We start from the raw sequence: 24540 nt of genomic DNA on the forward strand, positions 1-24540 counted from the left end.
CGCCGAAGGGCGGCACCCTCCTGACGGGGTGCCGCCCTTCGGGGCGTACGGCGCCGACTACTTGCGCATGACCTCGGGCTCGTGGCGGCGCAGGAAGCGGGCCACGAAGAAGCCGCAGATCACGCCGAGGACGATCAGCGCGCCCATGTCCATCGCCCAGGCCCCGGCCGTGTGCTCCCACAGCGGGTCGGTGTCGCCGGCCGTCTCCGGCGGACTGATCCTGTTGAAGTCCAGCGTGGCGCCCGAGGCGGCGACCGCCCAGCGCGACGGCATCAGGAACGAGAACTGGTTGACACCGATCGAGCCGTGCAGGGCGAACAGGCAGCCGGTGAAGACGACCTGGATGATCGCGAACATCACCAGCAGCGGCATGGTCTTCTCCGCGGTCTTCACCAGCGAGGAGATGATCAGGCCGAACATCATCGAGGTGAAGCCGAGCGCCATGATCGGCACGGAGAGCTCCAGCAGCGTGAAGCCGCCGAAGACCAGGCCCTCCTCCGGGATCTCCCGGCTGGAGAAGCCGATCACGCCGACCAGCAGGCCCTGCAGCACGGTGATCATGCCGAGCACGAACACCTTGGACATCAGGTACGCCGAGCGGGACAGGCCGGTGGCGCGCTCCCGCTCGTAGATGACCCGTTCCTTGATCAGCTCACGCACGGAGTTCGCCGCGCCCGCGAAGCAGGCGCCCACCGCGAGTATCAGCAGGACCGTGGTCGCCGTGCCGTTCGGGATGATCCGGCCGGTCTGCGGGTTGGGCGGGTTGGGCAGCAGGCCCTTGTCCGCGTCGATGAGCAGGCTGACCGCGCCGAGGACGGCCGGCAGGATCACCATCAGGGCGAGGAAACCCTTGTCGGAGACGATCACCGAGACGTAGCGGCGCACCAGGGTCACGAACTGTGACATCCAGCCCTGCGGCTTCGGTGGCCGCATCGCCTGCATCGGCGGGACCTGTACGGACTGCGGCGCGACCGCGTCGATGTCCGCGGCGTACATCTGGTAGTGCTGCGAGCCCTTCCAGCGGCCCGCCCAGTCGTAGTCGCGGTAGTTCTCGAAGGCGGAGAAGACGTCGGCCCAGGTGTCGTAGCCGAAGAAGTTCAGCGCCTCCTCGGGCGGGCCGAAGTAGGCGACGGAGCCGCCGGGCGCCATCACCAGGAGCTTGTCGCAGATCGCCAGCTCGGCCACCGAGTGGGTGACGACGAGGACGGTGCGGCCGTCGTCGGCGAGGCCGCGCAGGAGCTGCATGACGTCGCGGTCCATGCCCGGGTCGAGGCCGGAGGTGGGCTCGTCCAGGAAGATCAGCGACGGCTTGGTGAGCAGTTCCAGGGCGACGGAGACGCGCTTGCGCTGGCCGCCGGACAGGGACGTGACCTTCTTGTCCTTGTGGATGTCCAGCTTGAGCTCGCGCAGCACCTCGTCGATGCGGGACTCGCGCTCGGCGGCCGTGGTGTCGGCGGGGAAGCGGAGCTTGGCCGCGTACTTGAGGGCCTTCTTGACGGTCAGCTCCTTGTGCAGGATGTCGTCCTGCGGGACCAGACCGATGCGCTGGCGCAGCTCGGCGAACTGCTTGTAGAGGTTGCGGTTGTCGTAGAGGACCTCGCCCTGGTTGGCGGGGCGGTAGCCGGTGAGCGCCTTGAGCAGGGTCGACTTGCCGGAGCCGGACGGGCCGATGACCGCGATCAGCGACTTCTCGGGGACCCCGAAGGAGACGTCCTTGAGGATCTGCTTGCCGCCGTCGACGGTGACCGTCAGGTGACGGGCGGAGAAGGACACCTCACCGGTGTCGACGAACTCCTCGAGCCGGTCGCCGACGATCCGGAACGTCGAGTGGCCGACGCCCACGATGTCGGTGGGGCCGAGCAGTTGGGCGCCGCCCTTGGCGATCGGCTGACCGTTGACGTACGTGCCGTTGTGCGAACCGAGGTCGCGGATCTCCATGCGGCCGTCGGGCGTCGAGTGGAACTCGGCGTGGTGGCGGGAGACCTGGAGGTCGGAGACGACCAGGTCGTTCTCCAGGGCACGGCCGATGCGCATCACGCGGCCGAGGGAGAACTGGTGGAACGTGGTGGGGCTGCGGTCGCCGTAGACCGGCGGCGCGCCCGCGCCGCCGCCGGGCACCTTCTGTGCGTACTGCTCGCCCGGACCGCCCTGCTGCTGCGGGATGTGCGGCGCGGACTGCTGCGGTGCCGGCTGCTGCGGCTGCTGCCAGCCGGGCTGCTGCTGCGGCGCCTGCTGGGACCAGCCGGGGTTCGCACCCTGGGCGGCGTACGGCTGCTGCGGCTGGGCCTGCGGTGTGGCGGCCGGGGCCGCGGTGCCGGCGCCCGCACCGGCGCCGGACAGCGTCACGCGCGGGCCGTCGGCCGCGTTGCCCAGGTTCAGCACCGTGTCGGAGTCGAACTCCAGGTGGTGGATCCGCTGCCCCCGCACGAACGTGCCGTTGGTGCTGCCGTGGTCCTCGACGACCCAACTGCGCCCGTCGAAGCTGATCGTGGCGTGACGCCAGGAGACCCTGGCGTCGTCCAGCACGACGTCCCCCTGCGGATCGCGTCCGAGGGTGTAGGCCCTGGACGGATCGAGCGTCCAGGTCCGTCCGTTTGATTCCAGTACGAGTTCCGGCACTCCATGCCCCACTGAGTTGTCCCCCGAATTTCCCCCGTCGCAGGGAGTCTAGGGATGGCGAACATCGGGGGGAACTATTTCAGGCTCGGCCCTCTGACCGAAAGTCGGGCCTTGTCACGAGCGCGCACCAAGGTGTTCACCGGTTTTCGTCGACGAGGTTGAAATCGTCCCGGAGAGTGGTAAATCACGCGAGGGGGACATGTGCGGCCGTCACGCCGCGTCGCGGATCGGGGGGTCTGCCATGAGTGCTGCCACGGGCGTCGGAGCAGCGGGGCACGGTACGCGCGTGCCGTGGGCCGATGTGGTGATGTCCGCGGTCGCCGCGGTGAGCTGGGCGCTGATCGGGATGGCGGGGACGGCGGCGCTCGGGCTGCACCTGCTGGACGCGGACGCGGCCGGTTCGCTGGGTCCGATGACCGCCGCGGTGGTGGCTCTGGGGGCGGGCGGTTCGGTCACGCCGTCCGGTGACGTGTCCGCCTTCGGGCTGTCGGGTGCGGAGGCCGGTACAACCTTGGAGGTCACGCCGCTGGGCGTGGGTCTGGTGGGTGCGCTGCTGCTGTCGTACTTCTTTCTGCGCTCCCTGCGGGCGGCGGGAGCCGTGGTCTCCGGCGCCGAACTCCTCGCGCGTGCGGGCGCGGTGGTCGCGCTGTTCGTGGCGATGACGGGCGGGCCGGCCTGGGCGGGGCACGACGTCATCACCGTCGACGGTGGTTCGCTGGGCCTTGACGACCTGCCGGGGACGGGTGGTGGCGGGGTCGAGATCCCGGGGCTGGGTGATGTCGGGGGGCTGCTGCCGGACCGGGTGGGTGATCTCGTCGACGCGGAGGCGGCGGTGGGGTTCACCGTCGATACCGTGCCGACGCTGCTCGGTGGCCTCGGCTGGGCGGCCGGCGTCCTGCTCGTCGCGCTGCTGGCGTCCCGCCGCACTCCCCTGCCGGACGGCTGGGACGCCGTGCACCGTGTCGTACGACCGGCGGTGTCCGCGCTCGTCGCGGTGGGGCTGGTGGCGGTGGCGGCGGGGCTCGCGGCGGCGGGGTACGCGGCGATCGGCGACGACCATCCCCGGCGGATCGCGGGGGCGGCGCTGCTGGGGGCGCCGAACGGAGTGTGGACCGGGGTACCGCTCGGCCTGTTCGTGCCGTGGGACGGGCGGGCGAGCGGGGCGCTGCTCGGGGTGCTGCCGCACCCCGTGGACGATCTGCTGCGGACCGGCTCGGACCGGTCCGTCACGCTGGGGCGGCTGGCGGAGTTCGACGGGCGGGTGTGGCTGCTGGTGGTGGCCGCCGCGCTGATGATGTCGCTGGCGGGGGTGCTGACGGGCGTGCGCACGCCGGTCGGGGGCGCGGCTGATCGCGGAGCGGCCGGCTTCGCGGGGCGGTGTGCGCTGCGGCTGGGTGTCGCTACGGCGCTGACTCTGCCGTTGCTGGTCTGGCTGACGGAGGTGTCGGCGAACGCCTCGCTGTCCGTGCTGGGCTTCGACGCGTTCGGCGCCGGCATCGAGCTGCGCGGCCGGCTCGGCACGGCGCTCCTGCTGGGCGCGGTGTGGGGCGCGGGGGCGGGTGCGGTGGGTGCGCTGCTGGCCTGGGCGAGCGGCGCGGCGGGGGTGCGGGCGGCGCCGTTGGCACGGGGTGACATGAAGGCGGGCGGTGGATGGCGGACGGTGGGTGGTGTCGAGGGCCCGGACGGGGCGCCGGCCGCCGGGCCGTACGAGCCGGGGGTTCCTTACCGGGCCCCCGACCCGGACACCAATCCGTATCTGCGGGTGGGGTGGGAGCCGCGGGGGCCTCAGCAGTCAGGGGTGCGGGAAGAAGCGTGGGGACCGGGAGCATCGCATGGGGGGCGGGAAGGGCGCGGATCACGGGAAGCCGGGGCTCAGGGGCCGTGGGGGCCACCTGCACGAGGACAGCAGGAAGCACACGGGCAGCAGGAACCGTGGAAGGCGGGGCCGCGAGGGCCGCACGAGCCGCGGGAAGCCGGGGCTCAGGGACCGCGGGAGCCGTCGCCACGAGGGCCGCACGAGCCGCGGGAAGCCGGGGCTCAGGGACCGCGGGAGCCGGAGGATGCGGTGCCCGCGGCAGGCGGGGTGCCGGGGGGTGGTGAGCCGCAGGTGGCCGGGGATCCTGAGGGGAACGGCGATGTCCATGGGGCGCCCACCGTGATCGGGCCGGTCGAGCCGCGCCGGCGGGGAGCCGGGTCGCGGGGGCGGTCGCCGTTGTGGCCGGACGAGCCTCCGCCTCCTCCGCCACCACCGCCGCCTCCTCCCCCGGCGCCCCGGAAGCCGGACCGTACGTAAGAGCTGCGGGACATCCCGGTGACGGGTCGTGTTCATTGTCCGGCTGGCGGACCTCGGAGGCGCGGGGCACTGGGTGCCGGATACGGTGGGAACACCATGAGCGCATCGCAGACCACCGACGTTCCCACCCTCCTTGTCAAGATCTTCGGCAAGGACCGGCCGGGCATCACGGCCGGCCTCTTCGACACCCTCGCCGCCTACTCGGTCGACGTGGTCGACATCGAGCAGGTCGTCACCCGTGGCCGCATCGTGCTCTGCGCGCTCGTGACCGAGCCGCCCAAGGGGCTGGAGGGGAATCTGCGGGCGACCGTCCACAGCTGGGCGGAGTCGATGAAGATGCAGGCGGAGATCATCTCAGGCAAGGGCGACAACCGTCCGCGCGGGCTCGGCCGCTCCCTGGTCACCGTGCTGGGGCACCCCCTCACCTCGGAGGCCACGGCGGCGATCGCCGCGCGGATCACCAAGGCCGGCGGCAACATCGACCGTATCTTCCGGCTCGCCAAGTACCCGGTGACCGCCGTGGAGTTCGCGGTGTCCGGCGTGGAGACGGAACCGCTGCGGACCGCGCTGGTGACCGACGCGGCGCGGCTCGGGGTCGACGTGGCCGTGGTCGGGGCGGGGCTGTACCGGCGGGCGCAGCGCCTGGTCGTCATGGACGTGGACTCCACGCTCATCCAGGACGAGGTGATCGAGCTCTTCGCCGCGCACGCCGGCTGCGAGGACCAGGTCGCCGAGGTGACGGCGGCCGCGATGCGCGGAGAGCTGGACTTCGAGCAGTCGCTGCACGCACGCGTGGCGCTGCTGGAGGGGCTGGACGCCTCCGTGGTGGACAAGGTCCGCAGCGAGGTGCGGCTGACACCGGGTGCCCGCACCCTGATCCGTACGCTGAAGCGCCTCGGCTATCAAGTGGGCGTGGTCTCGGGTGGGTTCACCCAGGTCACGGATGATCTGAAGGAGCGGCTGGGGCTGGACTTCGCCCAGGCCAACACCCTGGAGATCGTCGACGGGAAGCTGACGGGCAAGGTCACCGGCGAGATCGTGGACCGGGCGGGCAAGGCCCGGCTGCTGCGCCGGTTCGCCGCCGAGGCGGGTGTGCCGCTGTCGCAGACGGTGGCGATCGGTGACGGTGCGAACGATCTCGACATGCTGAACGCGGCGGGGCTCGGTGTCGCCTTCAACGCCAAGCCGGTGGTGCGCGAGGCCGCGCACACGGCGGTGAACTTCCCCTTCCTGGACACGGTCCTGTACCTGCTCGGCGTCACCCGCGAAGAGGTCGAGGCGGCGGACACGCTCGACGTGGGCTGAGCCGCCCGGACCGGGGCACGGAGACGGGCGGGCCCGGCACCGACGGACGTCGAGTGCCGGGTCCCTGCCGTGCCGGGTGTCACTCGGTGGGCGCCCAGTAGTCGACCAGCGTGCCGACGCCGGGCTCGAGGGACTTCCAGGAGCCGGTGAAGGACAGGACGGCGAAGGCGGCGGCCGGGTAGCCGAGCCGGCTCATGCGCTCGCGGGCGTCGCCCTCCGCCGCGCCGGCCAGGATGTCGGCGAGTCCCTGGACGCCCGGGTTGTGGCCGACCAGGAGGACGTTCTGCGCGTCGTCGGGGGTTTCGTTGAGCAGGGCGATCAGCTCGCCGGGCGAGGCATCGTAGATCCGCTCCTCGTAGACGGTCTTCGGCCGCTCGGGGAACTCGTGGACCGCGAGCTTCCAGGTCTCGCGGGTCCGGACCGCGGTGGAGCACAGGGCCAGGTCGAAGGCGATACCGGTGTCGGCGAGCTTGCGCCCGGCGACGGCGGCATCCATGCGGCCCCGCTCGGCGAGTGGGCGCTCGTGGTCGGAGACCGGGGGCCAGTCGGCTTTCGCATGCCGGAAAAGGACAATCCTGCGGGGTTCTGCGACGCTCATGTGACCCAGCTTCGCATGAAACAGGCCACGGGGCGCAGGGAGTTGACCGGCGCCTCCGGGGGTGTTCAGCGGGCCATGAGCCGCTGCGCGCGCTCGACGAGGTGGGTGAGCGCGGGTTCGCCGACGGCCGCGTGGGCGTCGGAGGGGTTGAGGACCAGGGTGAGCAGGGCGACGAAGGCGAGGGTGGGCAGGGCGAGGGCCCACCACGGCAGCCGGGTGTCGACGGGGGCCGGGTGGGGCCGGGTGTGCGTGCGCGCCGACATGGGGGCCTCCGCTCTTCGCATGGTCCGTGGCCGGCGTCTCGCGGCCACATCTCGAAGGTACGGATTCCCTGGTGGTCAACCCATCCGGTGACCCACCCACTTGACCCTGAGCCTGGCCCCCTAGGGGATGGTGGTGCCAGCACCACCATGGGGCGTCACGGGGCGAGGATTGTCGCGATCACGCCGATGATGATGAAGATGGCGAAGAACGCGCCGAAGACGAGCAGCATCTTCTTCTGGCCGTTCTGCGGATTGGGGTCGAGGACTGGCATGGGGCAAGTCTCGCACCTCGGTCGCCTGCGGCGGGCTTCGGGGGCGTACGGCAGGGGTGGCCGGGTGCTCCGGTGCGGTGGTTCCGTCGAGCGGTCCGTGCGGTGCGGTGGGGCCAGGACTGGGTACCAGGGGGACTGGGGCAGGGGACTGGGGCAGTCGGGGCGGAGGGCTTCTGGCCGTGGGGCGGTCGTTCGTCTCGCCCCCGCCGCCCCTTCCCGTCCCGTCCCTGGGGGCTCCGCCCCCAGACCCCCGTTGCGCGGTTCCCCGCGCCCCTTAGGGGGCTGTTGCCTCGTCCTCCACTGTGCGGGGGCGGCCTGCCAGGACGCCTACGATCATCTGGGGGATCATCAGGGCGGCCATCAGGGCGATCGGCAGGCCCCAGCCGCCGCTGTGCTGGTAGAGGACGCCCACCAGGAGCGGGCCGGGGATGGAGATCAGATAGCCGGTGCTCTGGGCGAAGGCCGACAGCTGGGCCACGCCCGCGCCGGTCCTGGCGCGCATCCCGACCATGGTGAGCGCCAGCGGGAAGGCGCAGTTCGCGACGCCCAGCAGCAGCGCCCAGGCCCAGGCACCGGCGGCCGGCGCGAAGTACAGACCCGCGTATCCGACGAGACCGCTGACGCCCAGCGCGAGCACGATCGGGCCCTGGTGGGGCAGCCGGGTGGCGAGGCGCGGGATGACGAAGGCCAGCGGTACGCCCATCACCATGATGACCGCGAGGAGCAGCCCGGCCGTGCCGGCGGGGACGCCCGCGTCCCGGAAGATCTGCGCCATCCAGCCCATGGTGATGTAGGCGGCGGTGGCCTGGAGCCCGAAGAAGACGGCCAGCGCCCAGGCGGTACGGCTGCGGGTGACGCGCAGCCGTACCGGCGCCTCGGCGGGAGTGTCCCGTCCGGCACGCGCCCCGTCGTGCTCCGGTTCCCGTGCCCGTACGAAGGGCAGCCACGGCAGTACGGCGGCTGCCGCCAGGGCCGCCCACAGGGCGAGGCCCGAGTGCCAGTTCCCGCCCAGCGCGTCGGTCAGCGGCACGGTCACGGCCGCCGCCGTGGCGGTGCCCAGGGCGAGGGCCATGGAGTACAGGCCGGTCATGGAGCCGACCCGGTCGGGGAACCGGCGCTTGACGATGACCGGCATCAGGACGTTGCTGACGGCGATGCCCATCAGCGCCAGCGCGCTGGTGGCCAGGAACGCCGCCGTGCCGCCCACGTACGGGCGTATCAGCAGGCCGGCGCCGATGGCGACCATGCCGGCGCAGACCACCGCGCCCGCGCCGAACCTGCGGGCCAGCCGCGGCGCGGTGACGCCGAAGACGGCGAAGCACAGCGGGGGCACGGAGGTGAGCAGTCCGGCCACGCTCCCGCTCATGCCGAGCCCGTCGCGGACCTCCTCCAGCAGCGCGCCCAGGCTGGTGATGGCGGGGCGGAGGTTGAGCGCGGCCAGCACGATGCCGACGACGAGCAGTCGCGTCCGCCACCCGCGCGTGGCCCCGGCCCCGGCCCCGGGGACGGTCCGGACCCCGGACGCGGCCGACGTACGTACGGTCGTGGACGTGATCGTCCGGTTCTCCTCGCTAGCCATGACGCCCATCATAGAATCATAGGATGATTGGTTGTCCATGCCGTGGCCGCCGTGCGGCGCCCCTGTCGTGCGAAGGTGTGTCATGCCGTTGAGCCATCCCCGTCGTTCGGCCCTGTCCGAGCAGGTCATCGCCGCCCTGCGCGCCCAGATCACCTCGGGCGAGTGGCCGGTCGGCGCGCGCATCCCCACCGAGCCGGAGCTGGTGGAGCAGCTGGGGGTGGCCCGCAACACGGTCCGCGAGGCCGTCCGCGCGCTGGCGCACAACGGGCTGCTGGACATCCGCCAGGGCTCGGGCACGTACGTGGTGGCCACGAGCGAGCTGGCGGGCGTGATGCACCGCCGCTTCGCCGACGCCGACCCCCGGCACATCGCCGAGCTGCGTTCGACCCTGGAGTCGGCGGCGGCGCGGCTGGCCGCCGAGCGGCGGACGGAGAAGGACCTCAAGCAGATCGACACCCTGCTGCTGCGCCGGGAGGAGGCCTGGGAGTCGGGTGAGGCGGAGGCGTTCGTGGCGGCGGACGCCACGTTCCACCTGGCGGTCGTGGCCGCCTCGCACAACGACGTGATGACCGCGATGTACGCGGACCTGAGCGAGGTGCTGCGGGACTGGCTGCGCGGCGACGTGGGCGAGGGCATGACCCCGGAGATGCACATGGACCACGGCCGGCTGGTGGACGCGATCCGCGCGGGCGACGCGGCGACGGCGGCCGAGGAGGCCGCCGCCTATCCGTTCGTGTGCCGTCCGGGGCTGTTCGGTCCGCCCTCCGTCGGCTGACCTCCGTCGGCCGGGCCGGGGCGACGCGAGGGCCCGCACCCCCGTACGGGATGCGGGCCCTCGGTGAGGCGTCCGGTCAGGCGCCGACGGCGTGCAGACCGCCGTCCACGTGGACGATCTCGCCCGTGGTCTTCGGGAACCAGTCGCTCAGCAGGGCGACGACACCCCGGCCGGCCGGCTCCGGGTCCTTCAGGTCCCACTCCAGCGGGGCGCGGTTGTCCCACACGGAGGCCAGCTCGCCGAAGCCCGGGATGGACTTGGCGGCCATGGAGCCGATCGGGCCCGCGGAGATCAGGTTGCAGCGGATGTTCTGCTTGCCCAGGTCACGGGCCATGTAGCGGCTGGTGGCCTCCAGGGCGGCCTTGGCCGGGCCCATCCAGTCGTACTGCGGCCAGGCGTACTGCGCGTCGAAGGTGAGGCCGACGACCGAGCCGCCGTTCTGCATCAGCGGCAGGCAGGCCATGGTCAGCGACTTCAGGGAGTACGCCGAGACGTGCATGGCGGTGGCGACCGACTCGAACGGCGTGTTCAGGAAGTTGCCGCCGAGCGCGTCCTGCGGCGCGAAGCCGATGGAGTGCACGACGCCGTCGAGGCCGCCGAGCTCCTCGCCGACCACGTCGGCCAGCCGGCCGAGGTGCTCGTCGTTGGTGACGTCGAGCTCGATGACCTTGGTGGGCTTGGGGAGCTTCCTGGCGATGCGCTCGGTCAGGGTGGGCCGCGGGAACGCGGTCAGGATGATCTCGGCGCCCTGCTCCTGGGCCAGCTTGGCGGTGTGGAAGGCGATGGAGGACTCCATCAGCACACCGGTGATCAGGACGCGCTTGCCCTCGAGAATTCCGCTCATGTCGTTCAGTGACCCATTCCCAGTCCGCCGTCAACGGGGATGACGGCTCCAGTGATGTACGAGGCGTCGTCCGACGCGAGGAACCGCACAGCCGCGGCGATCTCCTCCGGCTGCGCGTACCGGCCGAGCGGCACCTGCGACACGATGTTCGCCCGCTGGTCGTCGGTGAGCACCTTGGTCATGTCGGTGTCGACGAAACCGGGCGCGACGACGTTGAAAGTGATGTTGCGCGAGCCCAGCTCACGGGCGAGGGAGCGCGCGAAGCCGACCAGGCCGGCCTTGGAGGCGGCGTAGTTCGCCTGCCCCGCGGAGCCGAGCAGTCCGACCACCGAGGAGATCAGCACGACGCGGCCCTTCTTGGCGCGCAGCATGCCGCGGTTGGCGCGCTTGACGACCCGGAAGGTGCCGGTGAGGTTGGTGTCGACGACCGAGGTGAAGTCCTCCTCGGACATGCGCATCAGGAGCTGGTCCTTGGTGACACCGGCGTTGGCCACGAGTACCTCGACGGGGCCGTGCGCCTCCTCGATCTCCTTGTAGGCCTGCTCCACCTGCTCGGGGTCGGTGATGTCGCACCGGACCGCCAGGACACCCTGCTCCGTGAGCACCCGGGGCGGCTCACCGGAACGGTACGTGATCGCGACCTTGTCGCCCGCCTCCGCGAAGACGCCGGCAATGGCGAGGCCGATACCCCGGTTTCCACCGGTGACGAGAACCGAGCGGCTCATCGGGTCACCCTTTCAATAGCGGTCTGGTACACCGAAAACCTATCGGTACGGGGACCGATCCGAGCGATCGGCCACCCACAGCACCTTCGCACCGCCTCTGTCGGGTCCCTACAGAACGCCACGCCGTCCGGTCAGTCCGCCATACCTGGTGCGTGAGCCGACAGCCCTTCGGCGCGAGCGGTCTCGAGCATCCTGCGGTCGTTCTCCTCGCGTGCGGCGAGGAGTACCGCCAGGGGGTCGATGTCCTCCGGCACCTCATGATGCGGCATGGCGTGGCGGTCGGCGGCGGTGACGGGGCCCCCTCCCTGCGACAGCGGCGCTGTTCCCCTATCAGGCCAGAGCCGGGTTTCCGCAGCACTTCTTGTACTTGCGGTCCGAGCCGCACCAGCAGGGGCCGTTGCGCGGCGGCGGCCAGGCGGGGGCCTGCCCGCGACGGGCGAGCTCGGCCGCGTACGCGGAACGGGTCGCCGGAGCGTCGGCGGAACCGCCCACCGCCTCGGCGCGGGCCTCCAGCCCGGCCACCGTGGCACGGCCGACCGCGAGACTCGGGGCGCCTTCGTCCGACAGCTCACGCAGCGTGCGTTCGACCTGCCGGAGGTGGGCGGCGGGGTCGTCGCCGTAGGCTTCCACGGCCTTCGGCCAACGCTGGAGCAGGAGCGCGAGCTCGTCGGCGGGCCAGAACAGGACGCAGGTCCGCAGCGGGCCGGTGCGGGCGGTTCGCTCGTCCTCCAGTGCCTCCGACAGCTCCCTCATCTCGGCCTCGAGCATGTCCGGGCCCCCGTCCCTGAGTCTCCTGAGGCGAATCGGGTCATGCAGCTCGTCCAGGGAACGCATCCGGCCGTACAGGGGTGAGGCGCGTCGTTCGTGGAGTTCGTCGGCGGTCTCGTCCCAGTCGTCGTGCGCGGCACCCAGCAGACGGCGTACCCGGTGGCGGCCGATGAACAGTGTCTGCAGGTCGAAGCCGGAATGTTCCTCGACCGTGTCCGTCGTGACCGGCGTTCCCGCGCCCAGGACACGCGTGATGCCGGCCGTGTACCACTCGGCGGCCGTCGCCGTCTCCTCCGCTTCCTCGAAGCACTCGGCGACGAGCATCCACGCGCCGGCGTCCCGGGGACGGCGCGCGCGGAACGCCACCGCGGCCTCACGGGCCTCCTCCAGCCGTTGGAGGTCCCACAGCAGGCTGATGCGGGAGGCGTCCACGAGGTCGTACTCGTCGATGCCGTCCTCCCCGACGGTGAGAAGCCCTTCGTACAGGGCGAGGGCACGGTCCGTCTCCCCCGCGTCCCGCCAGGCCTCGGCTGCCTCCAGGAGCAGTTCCTCACGCTCTTCGGGGTACTGCCCCGCGAGCCGCTCACACTCTTCGGCGGCCTGGACGGGGGTGACGGGCACGGACGCCGCCGCTCGCGGGGCGGGGACGCGCCCGTTCTTCCGGGTCTTCTTGCTCTTGCCGGCGGTACGGCTCTTGCTGGACATGGCGCTGACGGTAGTGCGCCCGGGATCGGGAAGGCCGGGAAACCTCCAGGCATCACCGGACCGGGTGGTACGGGGCAGAGCCCGCCGCACTCGCACGGACATCACGGTGTGGACAGCACACACTCCGCCCACACGGTCTTGCCCGGCCCCGTCCGCCCGTCCACGCCCCAGCGGGCGGCGACGGCCTCCACGAGGAACAGGCCTCGCCCGCCGTCGGCGTCCGCGGAGGACCGGCCCACCGGCTCGGGGAGTTCCGGGTGGGTGTCGGACACCTCGACGCGGACGAGGCCCGCGGGCCGGTCGTACATGAGCCGCAGCTCGAAGTCGCGTCCCGGGACGCGGCCGTGGAGGACCGCGTTGGAGGCGAGTTCGGCCACGACGAGGGTGACGGCGTCGGAGGCCGGGCTGTCGTAGGGCAGGTCCCACAGGTCGAGCCGGTGGGTGGCGAGTCTGCGGGCGAGCCGTGCGCCGCGGCGCGTGGCGGAGAAACGCTGGGAGAACACACTTACGGTTACGGCCTCTTGGGCCCGTGGCGCTGGCATGCGGCCAGCGTCCCGGGCCGCTCCCGGCCCTCAACAGGGACGACACCCGTACAGGCGTGGCTGTATCGGTGCACACTCTGGACTGGGTGGGTAACTCGCCGTGACCCCGGGCGGGCCGGGCGGGGTTGAGCGAGGCGTGGAGACGCGGACACGGGAGGCGCGCGGCGATGAGGACGGACACGGCGGAGGCGGGAACGGCGGCGCGATCGCGAACGGCACGGAGGCGGAACTCTCCGACAGTCTGAAGACCTTCGGCGCGGTCCTCAAGGCCCTGCGCGAGGAGTCCGGCCTGACGCAGGAGGAGTTCGCGGTGCGGGTGCGGTACTCGGCCGCCTACGTCGCCAAGATCGAGCAGGGGAAGCGGTTCCCGCCGGCGGATCTGCCCGCGCGGGCGGAGGAGGTCCTGGGGTCGGTCGCGAGCAAGGTCCTGACCGCGGCGGCGAAAAGTCTGACGCGGCGGGCAGTGTTGGCTTCCTGGTTTCGCCAGTGGGCGGAGATTGAAGAGGATGCGATCTCTCTGTACGCATACGAGTGCCGAGCGATTCCAGGGTTGCTTCAACCCGAGGCGTACATCCGGGCCATCTTCGACCGACGACTGCCACCGGCATCCGAGGAGCAGATCGAACGTGAGGTCGCGTCTCGACTGGAACGGCAACAGCTCATCTCCGCCAACCAGAACACCGCGTTCAGCTTCGTCATCGAGCAGAGCGTCGTAGCCCGGCGCATGGGGGGACGCGATGTCACCAGGCAAGTCATCGATCGCCTGCTTGAGATGAGCACGCGGCGCAATGTCGAGATCCAGATCATGGCCACTGTCCAGGAGGACCACTGCGGCATCGACGGTCAGATGTACCTCGCGGAGACAACTGCTCATCAGTGGCTCGGCTACACCGAGGGCCAGCGGTCGAGCAGCCTGATCTCCGCGCCCAAGGACGTGAGTGTCCTGCTCCAGCGCTATGGCAAGCTGCGTTCCCAAGCCCTGGACTGTCGGGCTACCGTGACGCTGCTGGAACAGATGCGAGGAGCGCTATGACCACCGCCTACGAGCTGAGCTGGTTCAAGAGCAGCTACAGCGGCAGCGAGAACGACAACTGCGTCGAGGTCGCCGTGCGCCCCGAGGCCGTCCGCATCCGCGACTCCAAGGACAAGCGCATCCGCCCCCTCGTCGTCACGCCGACCGCCTGGACGGCGTTCGCGGCACTCGCAGCCGAGACGTCCCTGGACGGCTGAGTTCGCCCAGTACGTGACGTCGCGGCGGGCGGGTACGGAAGTCCGTTCCCGTACCCGCCCGCTCCCGCGTCAGGGTGACGGTGCGGGAGCGCTTCCCGTGTGCTGCGGCTCAGTACACGTGACGGGTGTACCACGTTCCGCTGTCGAAGAAGAAGTGGTCCACGGCGAGCTTGTGCCCGCCGCTGTAGTGGGCGTACGCCACGGCCTGCTCGCCGGGCCGGCCGTTGCTCAGGCTCGTGTCCAGGCAGGTGCCGGGGTTGATCATGTAGGTGCTGAAGCCGCCCCGCAGCGGGAACTCCACGTTGATGGCCTGCGCGCGGTGGTTGCAGGCCGTCAGCCCGCCCGTCCTGCTCAAGGGCTCGTCGGCGACCGCGGCGGGGGCGGACAGGGCCGTGAGAAGACCGGCGGTCGCGGCCGCCAGGGCGGCCACACGACGCATACGCATACGCACTCCTTGTGTCGGGCCGTCCGGCGATCGCCCGGACCGGCGCTCCCGAACGTACGGCGACTCCGCGCACGGACCGTGACGGGACGTGTACCACTTGATGAACAACCGTTGCTGCAGGGGCGGTTGGGAACCCATGGGTGCGTGTGACGCGCCACGGCGGCCGCCCGCGGCCCCGGGCAGCCGGACTGCTCGTCGGCGCCGGGGCGATGACACCGGACAGCCCGCCGTGCGGCACGCTCCCCGGGGCACCGCGTGATTCACTGCTGCCGGACGAACACATCTCGGATGGTGAGAAAAAAGGGGAGGCCGCTCGTGGCCCATGAGGTCGATCAGTCATTCCTCGCGCTGCCGTTGCGCGCGCTCGCCGATGCCGCGCTGGCACGCGCGCGTGCACTGGGGGCGGAGCACGCGGACTTCCGCCTGGAGCGGGTGCGCAGCGCGTCCTGGCGGCTGAGGGACGCCAAGCCGGCCGGGTCGTCGGACACCACCGACCTCGGTTACGCGGTGCGCGTGGTGCACGGCGGGACCTGGGGGTTCGCGTCCGGGGTGGACCTGACCCTGGACGCCGCCGCCAAGGTCGCCTCGCAGGCGGTGGCGATGGCGAAGCTGTCCGCCCAGGTGATCCGGGCGGCCGGGTCCGACGAGCGCGTCGAGCTGGCCGACGAGCCGGTGCACTCGGAGAAGACATGGGTGTCGTCGTACGAGATCGATCCGTTCGCCGTGCCCGACGGGGAGAAGGCCGGGCTGCTGGCCGAGTGGAGCGCGCGGCTGCTGGCGGCGAACGGGGTGGACCACGTCGACGCCTCGCTGCTCACCGTGCACGAGAACAAGTTCTACGCCGACACCGCCGGGACCGTGACCACACAGCAGCGGGTGCGGCTGCACCCGGTGCTCACGGCCGTGTCCGTCGACGACTCCAGCGGTGAGTTCGACTCCATGCGCACCGTCGCGCCGCCCGTCGGCCGGGGCTGGGAGTACCTGACGGGCACCGGCTGGGACTGGGACGACGAGCTGGGGCGTATTCCGGAGCTGCTCGCGGAGAAGATGCGGGCGCCGAGCGTCGAGGCGGGGCTGTACGACCTGGTGGTGGACCCGTCCAACCTGTGGCTGACCATCCACGAGTCCATCGGGCACGCCACCGAGCTGGACCGCGCGCTCGGCTACGAGGCGGCGTACGCCGGGACCTCGTTCGCCACCTTCGACCTGATCAACAAGCTGCGGTACGGCTCCGAGCTGATGAACGTCACCGGTGACCGCACCGCCGAGCACGGGCTCGCCACCGTCGGCTACGACGACGAGGGCGTCGAGGCGCAGTCCTGGGACCTGGTGAAGGACGGCACGCTGGTCGGCTACCAGCTGGACCGGCGGATCGCGAAGCTGACCGGGTTCGAGCGGTCCAACGGGTGCGCGTTCGCGGACTCCCCCGGCCATGTGCCGGTGCAGCGCATGGCCAACGTGTCGCTGCGCCCCGATCCGGCCGGGATGTCGACGGAGGACCTGATCGGGGGCGTGGACCGGGGCATCTACGTCGTCGGGGACCGGTCCTGGTCGATCGACATGCAGCGGTACAACTTCCAGTTCACCGGGCAGCGCTTCTACCGGATCGAGAACGGGCGGCTCGCGGGGCAGCTGCGGGACGTCGCCTACCAGGCCACGACCACCGACTTCTGGGGTTCCATGGCGGCCGTCGGGGGTCCGCAGACGTACGTCCTGGGCGGCGCCTTCAACTGCGGCAAGGCCCAGCCGGGACAGGTCGCGGCGGTCTCGCACGGCTGCCCGTCCGCCCTCTTCAAGGGAGTCAACATTCTGAACACCACGCAGGAGGCCGGTCGATGAGCGTCAGCACCGGGATCGGCTGGGGGTCCGGGGGTCGCCCCCCGGGAAAGCACAGTCTCAACACGACCCAGGAGGCCGGTCGATGAGCGCACGCACCAACAAGCCGCACGAGATCGTCGAGCGCGCTCTCGAACTGTCCCGGGCCGACGGCTGTGTCGTGATCGCCGACGAGCACTCGACCGCCAATCTGCGCTGGGCGGGCAACGCGCTCACCACGAACGGTGTCACGCGCGGGCGCACGCTCACCGTGATCGCCACGGTGGACGGCGCGCGGGGCACCGCCTCGGGAGTGGTGTCCCGGTCCGCGGTGACCGTGGACGAGCTGGAGCCGCTGGTGCGGGCCGCCGAGGCCGCCGCGCGGGGCGCGGGTCCGGCCGAGGACGCCCAGCCGCTGGTCACGGGGGTGGCCCCGTCGCCCGAGTTCACCGAGGCACCCGCCGAGACCTCCTCCGCCGTGTTCGCGGACTTCGCCCCGGCGCTGGGCGAGGCGTTCGCACGCGCGCGTGCCGGTGGCCGGGAGCTGTACGGCTTCGCCAACCACGAGCTGGTCTCCAGCTACCTCGGCACGTCGACGGGGCTGCGGCTGCGGCACGACCAGCCGAACGGCACGCTGGAGCTGAACGCCAAGTCGCCGGACCGTACACGGTCGGCGTGGGCGGGGCGTTCCACGCGGGACTTCAAGGACGTCGACCCGGCGGCGCTCGACGCGGAGCTGGCCGTACGGCTGGGCTGGGCCGAGCGGCGCCTCGAACTGCCCGCGGGCCGGTACGAGACGCTGCTGCCGCCGACCGCGGTGGCGGACCTGCTGATCTACCAGCTCTGGTCGGCCTCGGGACGGGACGCGGCCGAGGGGCGCACGGTGTTCTCCAAGCCGGGCGGCGGCACCCGGGTCGGCGAGCGGCTGACCGGGCTGCCGCTGACCCTGCGCAGCGACCCGAACGAGCCGGGCCTGGAGTCGGCGCCGTTCGTGATCGCCCACTCCTCCGGCGGCGACCAGTCGGTGTTCGACAACGGGCTGCCGCTGTCGGCGACGGAGTGGATCCGCGAGGGCGAACTGAAGCACCTGACCACCAGCCGGCACGGCGCGGGCCTGACCGGGCTGCCGACAGCGCCCGGGATCGACAACCTGATCCTGGACGGGGGCGACGACCGCTCGCTGGAGGAGATGGTCGCGGCCACCGAGCGGGGGCTGCTGCTGACCTGCCTGTGGTACATCCGCGAGGTCGACCCGGCGACGCTGCTGCTCACCGGCCTGACCCGGGACGGCGTCTACCTCGTCGAGAACGGTGAGGTCACCGGTGAGGTGAACAACTTCCGGTTCAACGAGTCGCCGGTGGACCTGCTGGGCCGGGCCACGGAGGCCGGGCGTACGGAGAAGACGCTGCCCAGGGAGTGGGGCGACTGGTTCACCAGGGCGGCGATGCCCGCGCTGCGCGTCCCCGATTTCAATATGAGCTCTGTCAGCCAGGGCGTATAACCTCGTAGGCGTCGTAATCGGCTGTCACCCGACCGGCCGAAGATCATCGAGGAGACACGAGAACCGTGACGGACATCGTCGACGAGCTGAAGTGGCGCGGGCTGTTCGCCCAGTCCACTGACGAGGACGCTTTGCGCAAGGCGCTCGCGGACGGTCCCGTCACGTTCTATTGCGGTTTCGACCCGACCGCGCCGTCACTGCACGTGGGGCACCTGGTGCAGGTGCTCACCCTGCGCCGGCTCCAGCAGGCCGGTCACCGGCCGCTGGCACTGGTCGGCGGTGCCACGGGCCAGATCGGCGACCCGCGCCCGACCGCCGAGCGCACGCTGAACCCCCCGGAGACCGTCGCGGGCTGGGTCGAGCGGCTGCGCGGCCAGATCGAGCCGTTCCTGTCCTTCGAGGGCGAGAACGCGGCCACGATGGTCAACAACCTGGACTGGACCGCGGGGCTGTCCGCGATCGAGTTCCTGCGGGACGTCGGCAAGCACTTCCGCGTCAACAAGATGCTGACGAAGGACTCGGTCGCCCGGCGCCTCGAGTCCTCCGAGGGCATCAGCTACACGGAGTTCAGCTACCAGCTGCTCCAGGCGATGGACTTCCTCCAGCTCTACCGGCGCTACGGCTGCACGATGCAGCAGGGCGGCAGCGACCAGTGGGGCAACCTCACGGCCGGCCTGGACCTGCTGCACCGGCTGGAACCGGACGCCGTCGCCCACGCCTACGCCACGCCGCTGATGACGAAGGCCGACGGCACCAAGTTCGGCAAGACCGAGGGCGGCGCCGTCTGGCTCGACCCGGAGATGACGACGCCGTACGCGTTCTACCAGTTCTGGCTGAACACGGATGACCGGGACATCTCCGGCTACCTGCGGATCCTGTCCTTCAGGTCCCGTGAGGAGCTGGAGGAGCTGGAGCGGCAGACGGAGGAGCGTCCGCAGGCCCGCGCCGCGCAGCGCGCGCTGGCCGAGGAGCTGACGACGCTGGTGCACGGCGCGGACCAGACGGCCGCCGTGATCGCCGCGTCCAAGGCCCTCTTCGGCCAGGGCGAGCTGACCGAGCTGGACGACCGCACGCTGGCGGCGGCGCTCTCCGAGGTGCCGCACGTCAAGGTGACCGAGCCGGCCCCGGTGGTCGACCTGTTCGCCGAGGTCGGTCTGGTGCCGAGCAAGTCGGCCGCGCGGCGCACGGTGAAGGAGGGCGGCGCCTACGTGAACAACGTCAAGGTCACCGCCGAGGACGCCGTCCCCGCCAAGGAGGACCTGCTGCACGGGCGCTGGCTGGTGCTGCGCCGGGGCAAGAAGAACCTGGCGGCCGTGGAGGTCACGGCCGGCTGAGCCGACGGGCCGGTGCGGGGCGGTTTCCGGCGTGCGCCGGAGGCCGCCCCTTCGTCGTACGCCGGAAGACGCCTCGCCGTACGCCGTCGTCGCACGCCGTCATCGCCGTACACCGTCGTCGCCGCCGTATGTGCCGGGTCAGACCCGCTGCCGCTCGTGCTTCCTGCGCTGCATCGCGGTGTACAGCATCTCCGCGAACAGGACGACGACGATCGCCGCGCCCAGCTGGAAGATGTGCCGGCCCCAGTCGATGCCCCGTGTCTCCTCGATCCCGAAGCCCCGCGCGATGGCGTTGCCCACGACGGCGCCGATCATGCCGCAGATGGTGGCCAGCCACAGCGGGAGGTGCTGCTTGCCGGGGATCACCGCCTTGGCGATCAGGCCGAGCACGAATCCCACGATGATCGCCCACAACCAGCCCATGGCTGCCTCCTCGTACGGCTTGACGCGAGCAGTACGGCCAGTGTCGGCCGAGACGCGGTACGCCGCATGTCGGACATGCCGTACGCGCTACGGCGCAGACGGTGCGCCACGGGGCGGGGTGACCCGCTCTCGTGACCCGGCCGGGCGCGGCGTAACGTGGACATGTCCGGACCCGACGTCACGGAACGGGGCGGCGGCCGGTCAGGTACAGGGAAGGTCCGATGCGGGCGGATGGTGGAATGTGATGCGGAAGCAGCATGGTGGCGGCAGCGCCCAGGTGTTCCGGATCACCGGTGCCCGGACGGGCCTCCAGGAGGACGTACGGGGGCGGCAGCGCCGGTACGTGATCTCGATGGCCGTCCGTACGATCTCGGTCATCCTCGCGGCGACACTGTGGAACGTGGAGCGGCACGTCGCGATCGTGGCGCTGGTGCTCGGGGCGGTCCTGCCGTACATCGCGGTGGTGATCGCCAACGCCGGGCGCGAGAACGCGCCGTCCCTGCCGTCGACCTTCGTGACGACGCCGATGAAGCCGATGATCGCGCCGTCACGGACGAATGACGGTTCCGCGGAACCCGATGCGGAAGATGTGGCGTCACAGGCGGCACCGGGCGCACGAACGGAGCGGCCCGAGGGGTCGTGAAGACCGGGGCGCGAGCGCGGGCCGCGCGAAGCGGAAGGCACTTACCCGCCAAGCTCAAGAAAAGCTCAGATCAATCATGTTGTTCCGGTGCCGGGGGCGGGGTGACCCGTGACATACTTCGTACGCGCTCCGCATCCCCCGTCGGAGCGACGGACCGACGCCGGGCAGCTCCCCCCGTGGCTGCCCGGCGTCGCCTTTTTCGGGCGGGTTAGGGTCAGGGGTGTGATGCTCCCCGATCCCGAGACGCCGATCTGTTCCGCCAAGGGTTGCCGTGCGGCTGCCGCTTGGGTGCTCGCCTGGAACAACCCGAAGGTTCATACGCCCGAGCGGCGGAAGACGTGGCTTGCCTGCGAGGAGCATCGGGAGCATCTGTCCCAGTTCCTGGGGGTGCGGGGGTTCCTGAAGGAGGTTGTTCCTCTGGAGGAATGGGAAGCGCGAGGGGTTTGAGCGCCATCGGCGCAGGGGACGTGCGTGATTCCCGCGGCTGCGGCGCCGTTGTGGTTGATCACGCAGTTCCCCGCGCCCCTTTGGGGGGTTGCAGCTAGCCCCCGATGGCGGACATCGGCCTGTCCGGCTGGACGAAGGTCGGGTCGTCCAGGCCCGCTCCCGCCTTCTTGCCCCACATCGCCAGCTTCCAGATGCGGGCGATCTCCTCGTCGGGGGCGTCGGAGCGGAGGGCCGCGCGGAGGTCGGTCTCCTCGGTGGCGAACAGGCAGGTGCGTATCTGGCCGTCGGCCGTCAGGCGGGTGCGGTCGCAGGCCGCGCAGAAGGGGCGGGTGACGGAGGCGATGACGCCGACGCGGTGCGGGCCGCCGTCGACCAGCCAGCGCTCGGCCGGTGCGGAGCCGCGCGCCTCGTCGCCCTCGGGGGTCAGCTCGAAGCGGGTGCGCAGGGAGGCCAGGATGTCCCCGGCGGTGATCATGCCCTCGCGCTTCCAGCCGTGCTGGGCGTCCAGGGGCATCTGCTCGATGAAGCGCAGCTCGTAGTCGTGCTCCACGGCCCAGGCGAGGAGGTCGGGGGCCTCGTCGTCGTTGAGCCCCGGCATCAGGACCGAGTTGACCTTCACCGGGGTCAGGCCGGCCTCGCGGGCCGCGTGGAGGCCGTCGAGGACGTCCTGGTGGCGGTCGCGGCGGGTGAGGGTCTTGAAGACGTCCGGGCGGAGCGTGTCCAGGGAGACGTTGACCCGGTCCAGGCCCGCCTCCTTCAGGGCGGGCGCGATGCGCCTCAGCCCGATACCGTTGGTGGTGAGGGACATCTGCGGGCGGGGCTCCAGGGCGGCGACGCGCTCGACGATGCCGACCAGGCCGGGACGGAGCAGCGGCTCGCCGCCGGTGAAGCGGACCTCCTCGATACCGAGGGAGGTCACGGCGATGTCGACGAGGCGGACGATCTCGTCGTCGGTGAGCAGGTCGGGCTTGGCCAGCCACTGCAGCCCCTCCTCGGGCATGCAGTAGGTGCAGCGCAGATTGCACCGGTCGGTCAGCGAGACCCTCAGATCGGTGGCCACTCGGCCGTAGGTGTCGATGAGCACGTGGCCCCTCCCTCTACGCGAATCGCTCGTGCCCGGTACACGCATCACTCGTGCCCGGCTACCCGCGAGCCTACGTGACGCCACCGACAACCCACAGCGACCCGATGTGACGAGGGACGGACGGCCGCGTCACAGGGACCTACAGGGGTCCCTGTGACGCGGCCGTCGCGCGGTGTGCGGATCAGTGGACGGATCAGTGGGCGCCGGTGCCGGTCAGGGACCGGACCTCCAGCTCCGCGTACTTCTTGGCGTCGGGCTCCTCCTTCGACAGGACGGTGCCGAGCCAGCCCATCGCGAAACCGAACGGGATGGAGATGATGCCCGGGTTCTTCAGCGGGAACCAGGCGAAGTCGACGTCGGGGAACATCGCCTTGGGGTCGCCGGACACCACGGGCGAGAACAGCACCAGGCCGACGGCGACGACGAGACCGCCGTAGATCGACCACAGCGCGCCCTGGGTGGTGAACCGCTTCCAGAACAGGCTGTAGAGGATGGTCGGCAGGTTGGCGGAGGCGGCGACCGCGAAGGCCAGCGCGACCAGGCCGGCCACGTTCAGGTCGCGGGCGAGGGTGCCCAGCGCGATGGAGACGACGCCGATGAGGACGGTCGCCCAGCGGGCCGCCCTCATCTCCTCCTTCTCGGTGGCCTGCCCCTTGCGGATGACGTTGGCGTAGATGTCGTGCGCGAAGGAGGACGACGAGGCGAGGGTGAGTCCGGCGACCACGGCGAGGATCGTCGCGAAGGCGACCGCCGAGATGGTGGCGAGCAGGATCGCGCCCCAGGCCGAGTCGACGCCGCCCAGGTGCAGGGCGAGCAGCGGGGCCGCCGTGTTGCCGGACGGGTTGGACGCGATGATCTCGTCCTGGGAGATCAGCGCGGCGGCGCCGAAGCCGAGGGCGATGGTCATCAGGTAGAAGCCGCCGATGATGCCGATGGCCCAGTTCACGGACTTACGGGCGGCCTTGGCGTTGGGCACCGTGTAGAAGCGGATCAGGATGTGCGGCAGACCGGCGGTGCCGAGCACCAGGGCGATGCCGAGGGAGATGAAGTCCAGCTTGGTGGTGCCGTCGGCGCCGTACTGGAGGCCGGGCTCGAGGAAGGCGTCGCCCTTGCCGCTGTTCTCGGCGGCGCTGCCCAGCAGGTCGGAGATGTTGAAGTTGAACTTCAGCAGCACCAGGAAGGTGATGAGGATCGTGCCGCCGATGAGCAGCACGGCCTTGACCATCTGGACCCAGGTGGTGCCCTTCATGCCGCCGATGGAGACGTACACGATCATCAGGACGCCGACGAGGGCGACGATGAGGATCTTGCCGGCGTCGGAGGTGATGCCGAGCAGCAGCGAGACGAGGATGCCCGCGCCCGCCATCTGGGCCAGCAGGTAGAAGATCGACACGACGATGGTGGAGGTGCCGGCGGCGGTGCGCACCGGGCGCTGGCGCATGCGGTAGGCGAGGACGTCGCCCATGGTGTAGCGGCCGGAGTTCCGCAGCGGCTCGGCGACCAGCAGCAGTGCCACCAGCCAGGCGACCAGGAAGCCGATCGAGTACAGGAAGCCGTCGTAGCCGAAGAGGGCGATGGCGCCCGCGATACCGAGGAAGGAGGCGGCCGACATGTAGTCGCCGGAGACCGCGAGCCCGTTCTGGAAGGCGCTGAACTGACGTCCGCCCGCGTAGAAGTCGGCGGCGTCCTTGGTCTGCCGGCCCGCCCAGATGGTGATGCCGAGGGTCGCGAGGACGAACAGCACGAACAAGGTGATGATCAGCGCGCGGTGTTCGCTCGCCTCGCTCGCGGCGAGGGTGACATGGGTGATCGAGGGGCTCATGCGCCGCCCTCCATACGGGTCTTGATGGCCTCGGCCTTGGGGTCGAGCTCGGCGGCGGCGTGCCGGGAGTACCACCACGCGATGAGGAACGTGGTGACGAACTGCAGGACGCCGAAGACGAAGGCGACGTTGATGTTGCCGAACAGCTTCGCGCCCATGAAGTCGCCCGCGTAGTTGGAGAGCAGGACGTACAGCAGGTACCAGACGATGAAGGCGACGGTCAGCGGGAAGGCGAAGGAGCGGTAGGAGCGGCGCAGTTCACCGAACTCAGCGCTCTCCTGCACCTCGGTGAACTCCTCGGGGGTGGGGAGTTTGCGTTGTTCTGTCGAGGGGGGCGGTGCTTCGGCGGCCACGGGGTCTCCTCGCGGTGCGGTTCGGTTCGGGCGGGGACGAAAGGCGAGTGTCCTCGCGCTTCCTGCCCAAGGGCACGGCGCCACGCGAGGACCGGTTCAACTCCCCGCCGTTCTTTTCCCCGGGCGTTTTCCGAAGGCGTTTCCGGCAAAACATT

Annotated in this window: 25 protein-coding genes; 10 read left to right on the forward strand and 15 right to left on the reverse strand. The window is 71.0% G+C overall.

What is annotated here, in order from left to right; genetic code table 11:
• Positions 1 to 57 precede the first annotated feature (57 nt).
• Positions 58 to 2619: an FHA domain-containing protein gene (locus ACIA6T_RS24795; protein WP_399448780.1), complete on the reverse strand. Its 2562-nt coding sequence runs from the start codon at positions 2617 to 2619 to the stop codon at positions 58 to 60.
• A 241-nt stretch (positions 2620 to 2860) separates the two neighbouring features.
• Between ACIA6T_RS24795 and ACIA6T_RS24800 the strand changes: the two genes are divergently transcribed.
• Positions 2861 to 4912: a streptophobe family protein gene (locus ACIA6T_RS24800; protein WP_399448654.1), complete on the forward strand. Its 2052-nt coding sequence runs from the start codon at positions 2861 to 2863 to the stop codon at positions 4910 to 4912.
• 96 nt (positions 4913 to 5008) lie between these two features.
• Positions 5009 to 6217 (forward strand): phosphoserine phosphatase SerB, encoded by a 1209-nt coding sequence (serB, locus tag ACIA6T_RS24805; protein ID WP_399448655.1) that lies wholly within the window; start codon positions 5009 to 5011, stop codon positions 6215 to 6217.
• A gap of 79 nt (positions 6218 to 6296) precedes the next feature.
• Here the strand turns inward: serB and ACIA6T_RS24810 are convergent, their stop codons facing one another.
• The 4 genes from ACIA6T_RS24810 to ACIA6T_RS24825 form a co-directional block, all read right to left on the reverse strand.
• On the reverse strand, positions 6297 to 6815 hold the full coding sequence (locus ACIA6T_RS24810) for a SixA phosphatase family protein (RefSeq protein ID WP_385057550.1): 519 nt from the start codon (positions 6813 to 6815) through the stop codon (positions 6297 to 6299).
• 65 nt (positions 6816 to 6880) lie between these two features.
• Complete coding sequence (locus ACIA6T_RS24815; RefSeq protein ID WP_399448656.1) at positions 6881 to 7078, reverse strand: hypothetical protein; 198 nt, start codon at positions 7076 to 7078, stop codon at positions 6881 to 6883.
• Between the two features lie 155 nt (positions 7079 to 7233).
• Entirely contained in the window at positions 7234 to 7350 is a 117-nt protein-coding gene (locus tag ACIA6T_RS24820; protein ID WP_385057552.1) for an SGM_5486 family transporter-associated protein, read from the reverse strand.
• A 274-nt stretch (positions 7351 to 7624) separates the two neighbouring features.
• Positions 7625 to 8941 (reverse strand): CynX/NimT family MFS transporter, encoded by a 1317-nt coding sequence (locus tag ACIA6T_RS24825; RefSeq protein WP_399448657.1) that lies wholly within the window; start codon positions 8939 to 8941, stop codon positions 7625 to 7627.
• A 70-nt stretch (positions 8942 to 9011) separates the two neighbouring features.
• Here ACIA6T_RS24825 and ACIA6T_RS24830 point away from each other — a divergent pair, with 70 nt between their 5' ends.
• Positions 9012 to 9704: a FadR/GntR family transcriptional regulator gene (locus tag ACIA6T_RS24830; RefSeq protein ID WP_385057556.1), complete on the forward strand. Its 693-nt coding sequence runs from the start codon at positions 9012 to 9014 to the stop codon at positions 9702 to 9704.
• Positions 9705 to 9780: 76 nt separating this feature from the next.
• Here the strand turns inward: ACIA6T_RS24830 and fabI are convergent, their stop codons facing one another.
• The 5 genes from fabI to ACIA6T_RS24855 all read right to left on the reverse strand — a co-directional run bounded on the left by fabI (position 9781) and on the right by ACIA6T_RS24855 (position 13249).
• Complete coding sequence (gene fabI, locus ACIA6T_RS24835; RefSeq protein ID WP_399448658.1) at positions 9781 to 10548, reverse strand: enoyl-ACP reductase FabI; 768 nt, start codon at positions 10546 to 10548, stop codon at positions 9781 to 9783.
• Between the two features lie 5 nt (positions 10549 to 10553).
• Entirely contained in the window at positions 10554 to 11273 is a 720-nt protein-coding gene (gene fabG, locus ACIA6T_RS24840; RefSeq protein WP_385057558.1) for a 3-oxoacyl-[acyl-carrier-protein] reductase, read from the reverse strand.
• Positions 11274 to 11404: 131 nt separating this feature from the next.
• The gene (locus ACIA6T_RS24845) at positions 11405 to 11542 is read right to left on the reverse strand and encodes a hypothetical protein (protein ID WP_399448659.1); all 138 of its coding nucleotides are present in this window, start codon (positions 11540 to 11542) and stop codon (positions 11405 to 11407) included.
• Positions 11543 to 11603: 61 nt separating this feature from the next.
• A complete protein-coding gene (locus ACIA6T_RS24850; RefSeq protein ID WP_399448660.1) occupies positions 11604 to 12746 on the reverse strand; it encodes an SEC-C domain-containing protein in 1143 nt (380 codons plus the stop codon).
• A gap of 101 nt (positions 12747 to 12847) precedes the next feature.
• On the reverse strand, positions 12848 to 13249 hold the full coding sequence (locus tag ACIA6T_RS24855; RefSeq protein WP_399448661.1) for an ATP-binding protein: 402 nt from the start codon (positions 13247 to 13249) through the stop codon (positions 12848 to 12850).
• Between the two features lie 175 nt (positions 13250 to 13424).
• On the opposite strand from ACIA6T_RS24855, the gene ACIA6T_RS24860 reads away from it, so the two are divergent.
• Positions 13425 to 14321, forward strand: a complete 897-nt coding sequence (locus ACIA6T_RS24860) for a helix-turn-helix domain-containing protein (RefSeq protein WP_399448662.1) — start codon at positions 13425 to 13427, stop codon at positions 14319 to 14321.
• Entirely contained in the window at positions 14318 to 14518 is a 201-nt protein-coding gene (locus ACIA6T_RS24865) for a DUF397 domain-containing protein (protein WP_399448663.1), read from the forward strand. Before ACIA6T_RS24860 ends, ACIA6T_RS24865 begins: the two co-directional genes overlap by 4 nt.
• A gap of 109 nt (positions 14519 to 14627) precedes the next feature.
• On the opposite strand, the gene ACIA6T_RS24870 is transcribed toward ACIA6T_RS24865, so the two are convergent.
• Positions 14628 to 14963, reverse strand: coding sequence for a hypothetical protein (locus ACIA6T_RS24870; protein ID WP_399448664.1), 336 nt, complete (start codon positions 14961 to 14963; stop codon positions 14628 to 14630).
• 315 nt (positions 14964 to 15278) lie between these two features.
• Here ACIA6T_RS24870 and ACIA6T_RS24875 point away from each other — a divergent pair, with 315 nt between their 5' ends.
• From ACIA6T_RS24875 to tyrS, 3 genes are all read left to right on the forward strand, one after another.
• The gene (locus ACIA6T_RS24875) at positions 15279 to 16802 is read left to right on the forward strand and encodes a TldD/PmbA family protein (RefSeq protein ID WP_399448665.1); all 1524 of its coding nucleotides are present in this window, start codon (positions 15279 to 15281) and stop codon (positions 16800 to 16802) included.
• A gap of 82 nt (positions 16803 to 16884) precedes the next feature.
• On the forward strand, positions 16885 to 18279 hold the full coding sequence (locus ACIA6T_RS24880) for a metallopeptidase TldD-related protein (protein ID WP_399448666.1): 1395 nt from the start codon (positions 16885 to 16887) through the stop codon (positions 18277 to 18279).
• Between the two features lie 65 nt (positions 18280 to 18344).
• A complete protein-coding gene (tyrS, locus tag ACIA6T_RS24885; RefSeq protein ID WP_399448667.1) occupies positions 18345 to 19613 on the forward strand; it encodes a tyrosine--tRNA ligase in 1269 nt (422 codons plus the stop codon).
• Between the two features lie 138 nt (positions 19614 to 19751).
• Here tyrS and ACIA6T_RS24890 read toward each other — a convergent pair whose 3' ends face one another.
• Positions 19752 to 20036: a GlsB/YeaQ/YmgE family stress response membrane protein gene (locus ACIA6T_RS24890; protein ID WP_399448668.1), complete on the reverse strand. Its 285-nt coding sequence runs from the start codon at positions 20034 to 20036 to the stop codon at positions 19752 to 19754.
• A 244-nt stretch (positions 20037 to 20280) separates the two neighbouring features.
• On the opposite strand from ACIA6T_RS24890, the gene ACIA6T_RS24895 reads away from it, so the two are divergent.
• Together ACIA6T_RS24895 and ACIA6T_RS24900 are read left to right on the forward strand one after the other, a co-directional pair.
• Complete coding sequence (locus ACIA6T_RS24895; RefSeq protein ID WP_399448669.1) at positions 20281 to 20679, forward strand: DUF3099 domain-containing protein; 399 nt, start codon at positions 20281 to 20283, stop codon at positions 20677 to 20679.
• Positions 20680 to 20904: 225 nt separating this feature from the next.
• Positions 20905 to 21126, forward strand: a complete 222-nt coding sequence (locus ACIA6T_RS24900; protein WP_399448781.1) for a hypothetical protein — start codon at positions 20905 to 20907, stop codon at positions 21124 to 21126.
• A 94-nt stretch (positions 21127 to 21220) separates the two neighbouring features.
• Here ACIA6T_RS24900 and moaA read toward each other — a convergent pair whose 3' ends face one another.
• The 3 genes from moaA to ACIA6T_RS24915 all read right to left on the reverse strand — a co-directional run bounded on the left by moaA (position 21221) and on the right by ACIA6T_RS24915 (position 24385).
• Entirely contained in the window at positions 21221 to 22210 is a 990-nt protein-coding gene (gene moaA, locus ACIA6T_RS24905) for a GTP 3',8-cyclase MoaA (RefSeq protein WP_399448670.1), read from the reverse strand.
• Between the two features lie 193 nt (positions 22211 to 22403).
• Positions 22404 to 24032: a cation acetate symporter gene (locus tag ACIA6T_RS24910; RefSeq protein ID WP_399448671.1), complete on the reverse strand. Its 1629-nt coding sequence runs from the start codon at positions 24030 to 24032 to the stop codon at positions 22404 to 22406.
• Complete coding sequence (locus ACIA6T_RS24915; RefSeq protein ID WP_399448672.1) at positions 24029 to 24385, reverse strand: DUF485 domain-containing protein; 357 nt, start codon at positions 24383 to 24385, stop codon at positions 24029 to 24031. The genes ACIA6T_RS24910 and ACIA6T_RS24915 overlap by 4 nt, the downstream gene beginning before the upstream one ends.
• Positions 24386 to 24540 lie beyond the last annotated feature (155 nt).

Origin of the sequence: Streptomyces sp. NPDC051740 (assembly GCF_044453165.1) — a bacterium.
GTDB classification, from domain to species: Bacteria; Actinomycetota; Actinomycetes; order Streptomycetales; family Streptomycetaceae; genus Streptomyces; species Streptomyces atrovirens.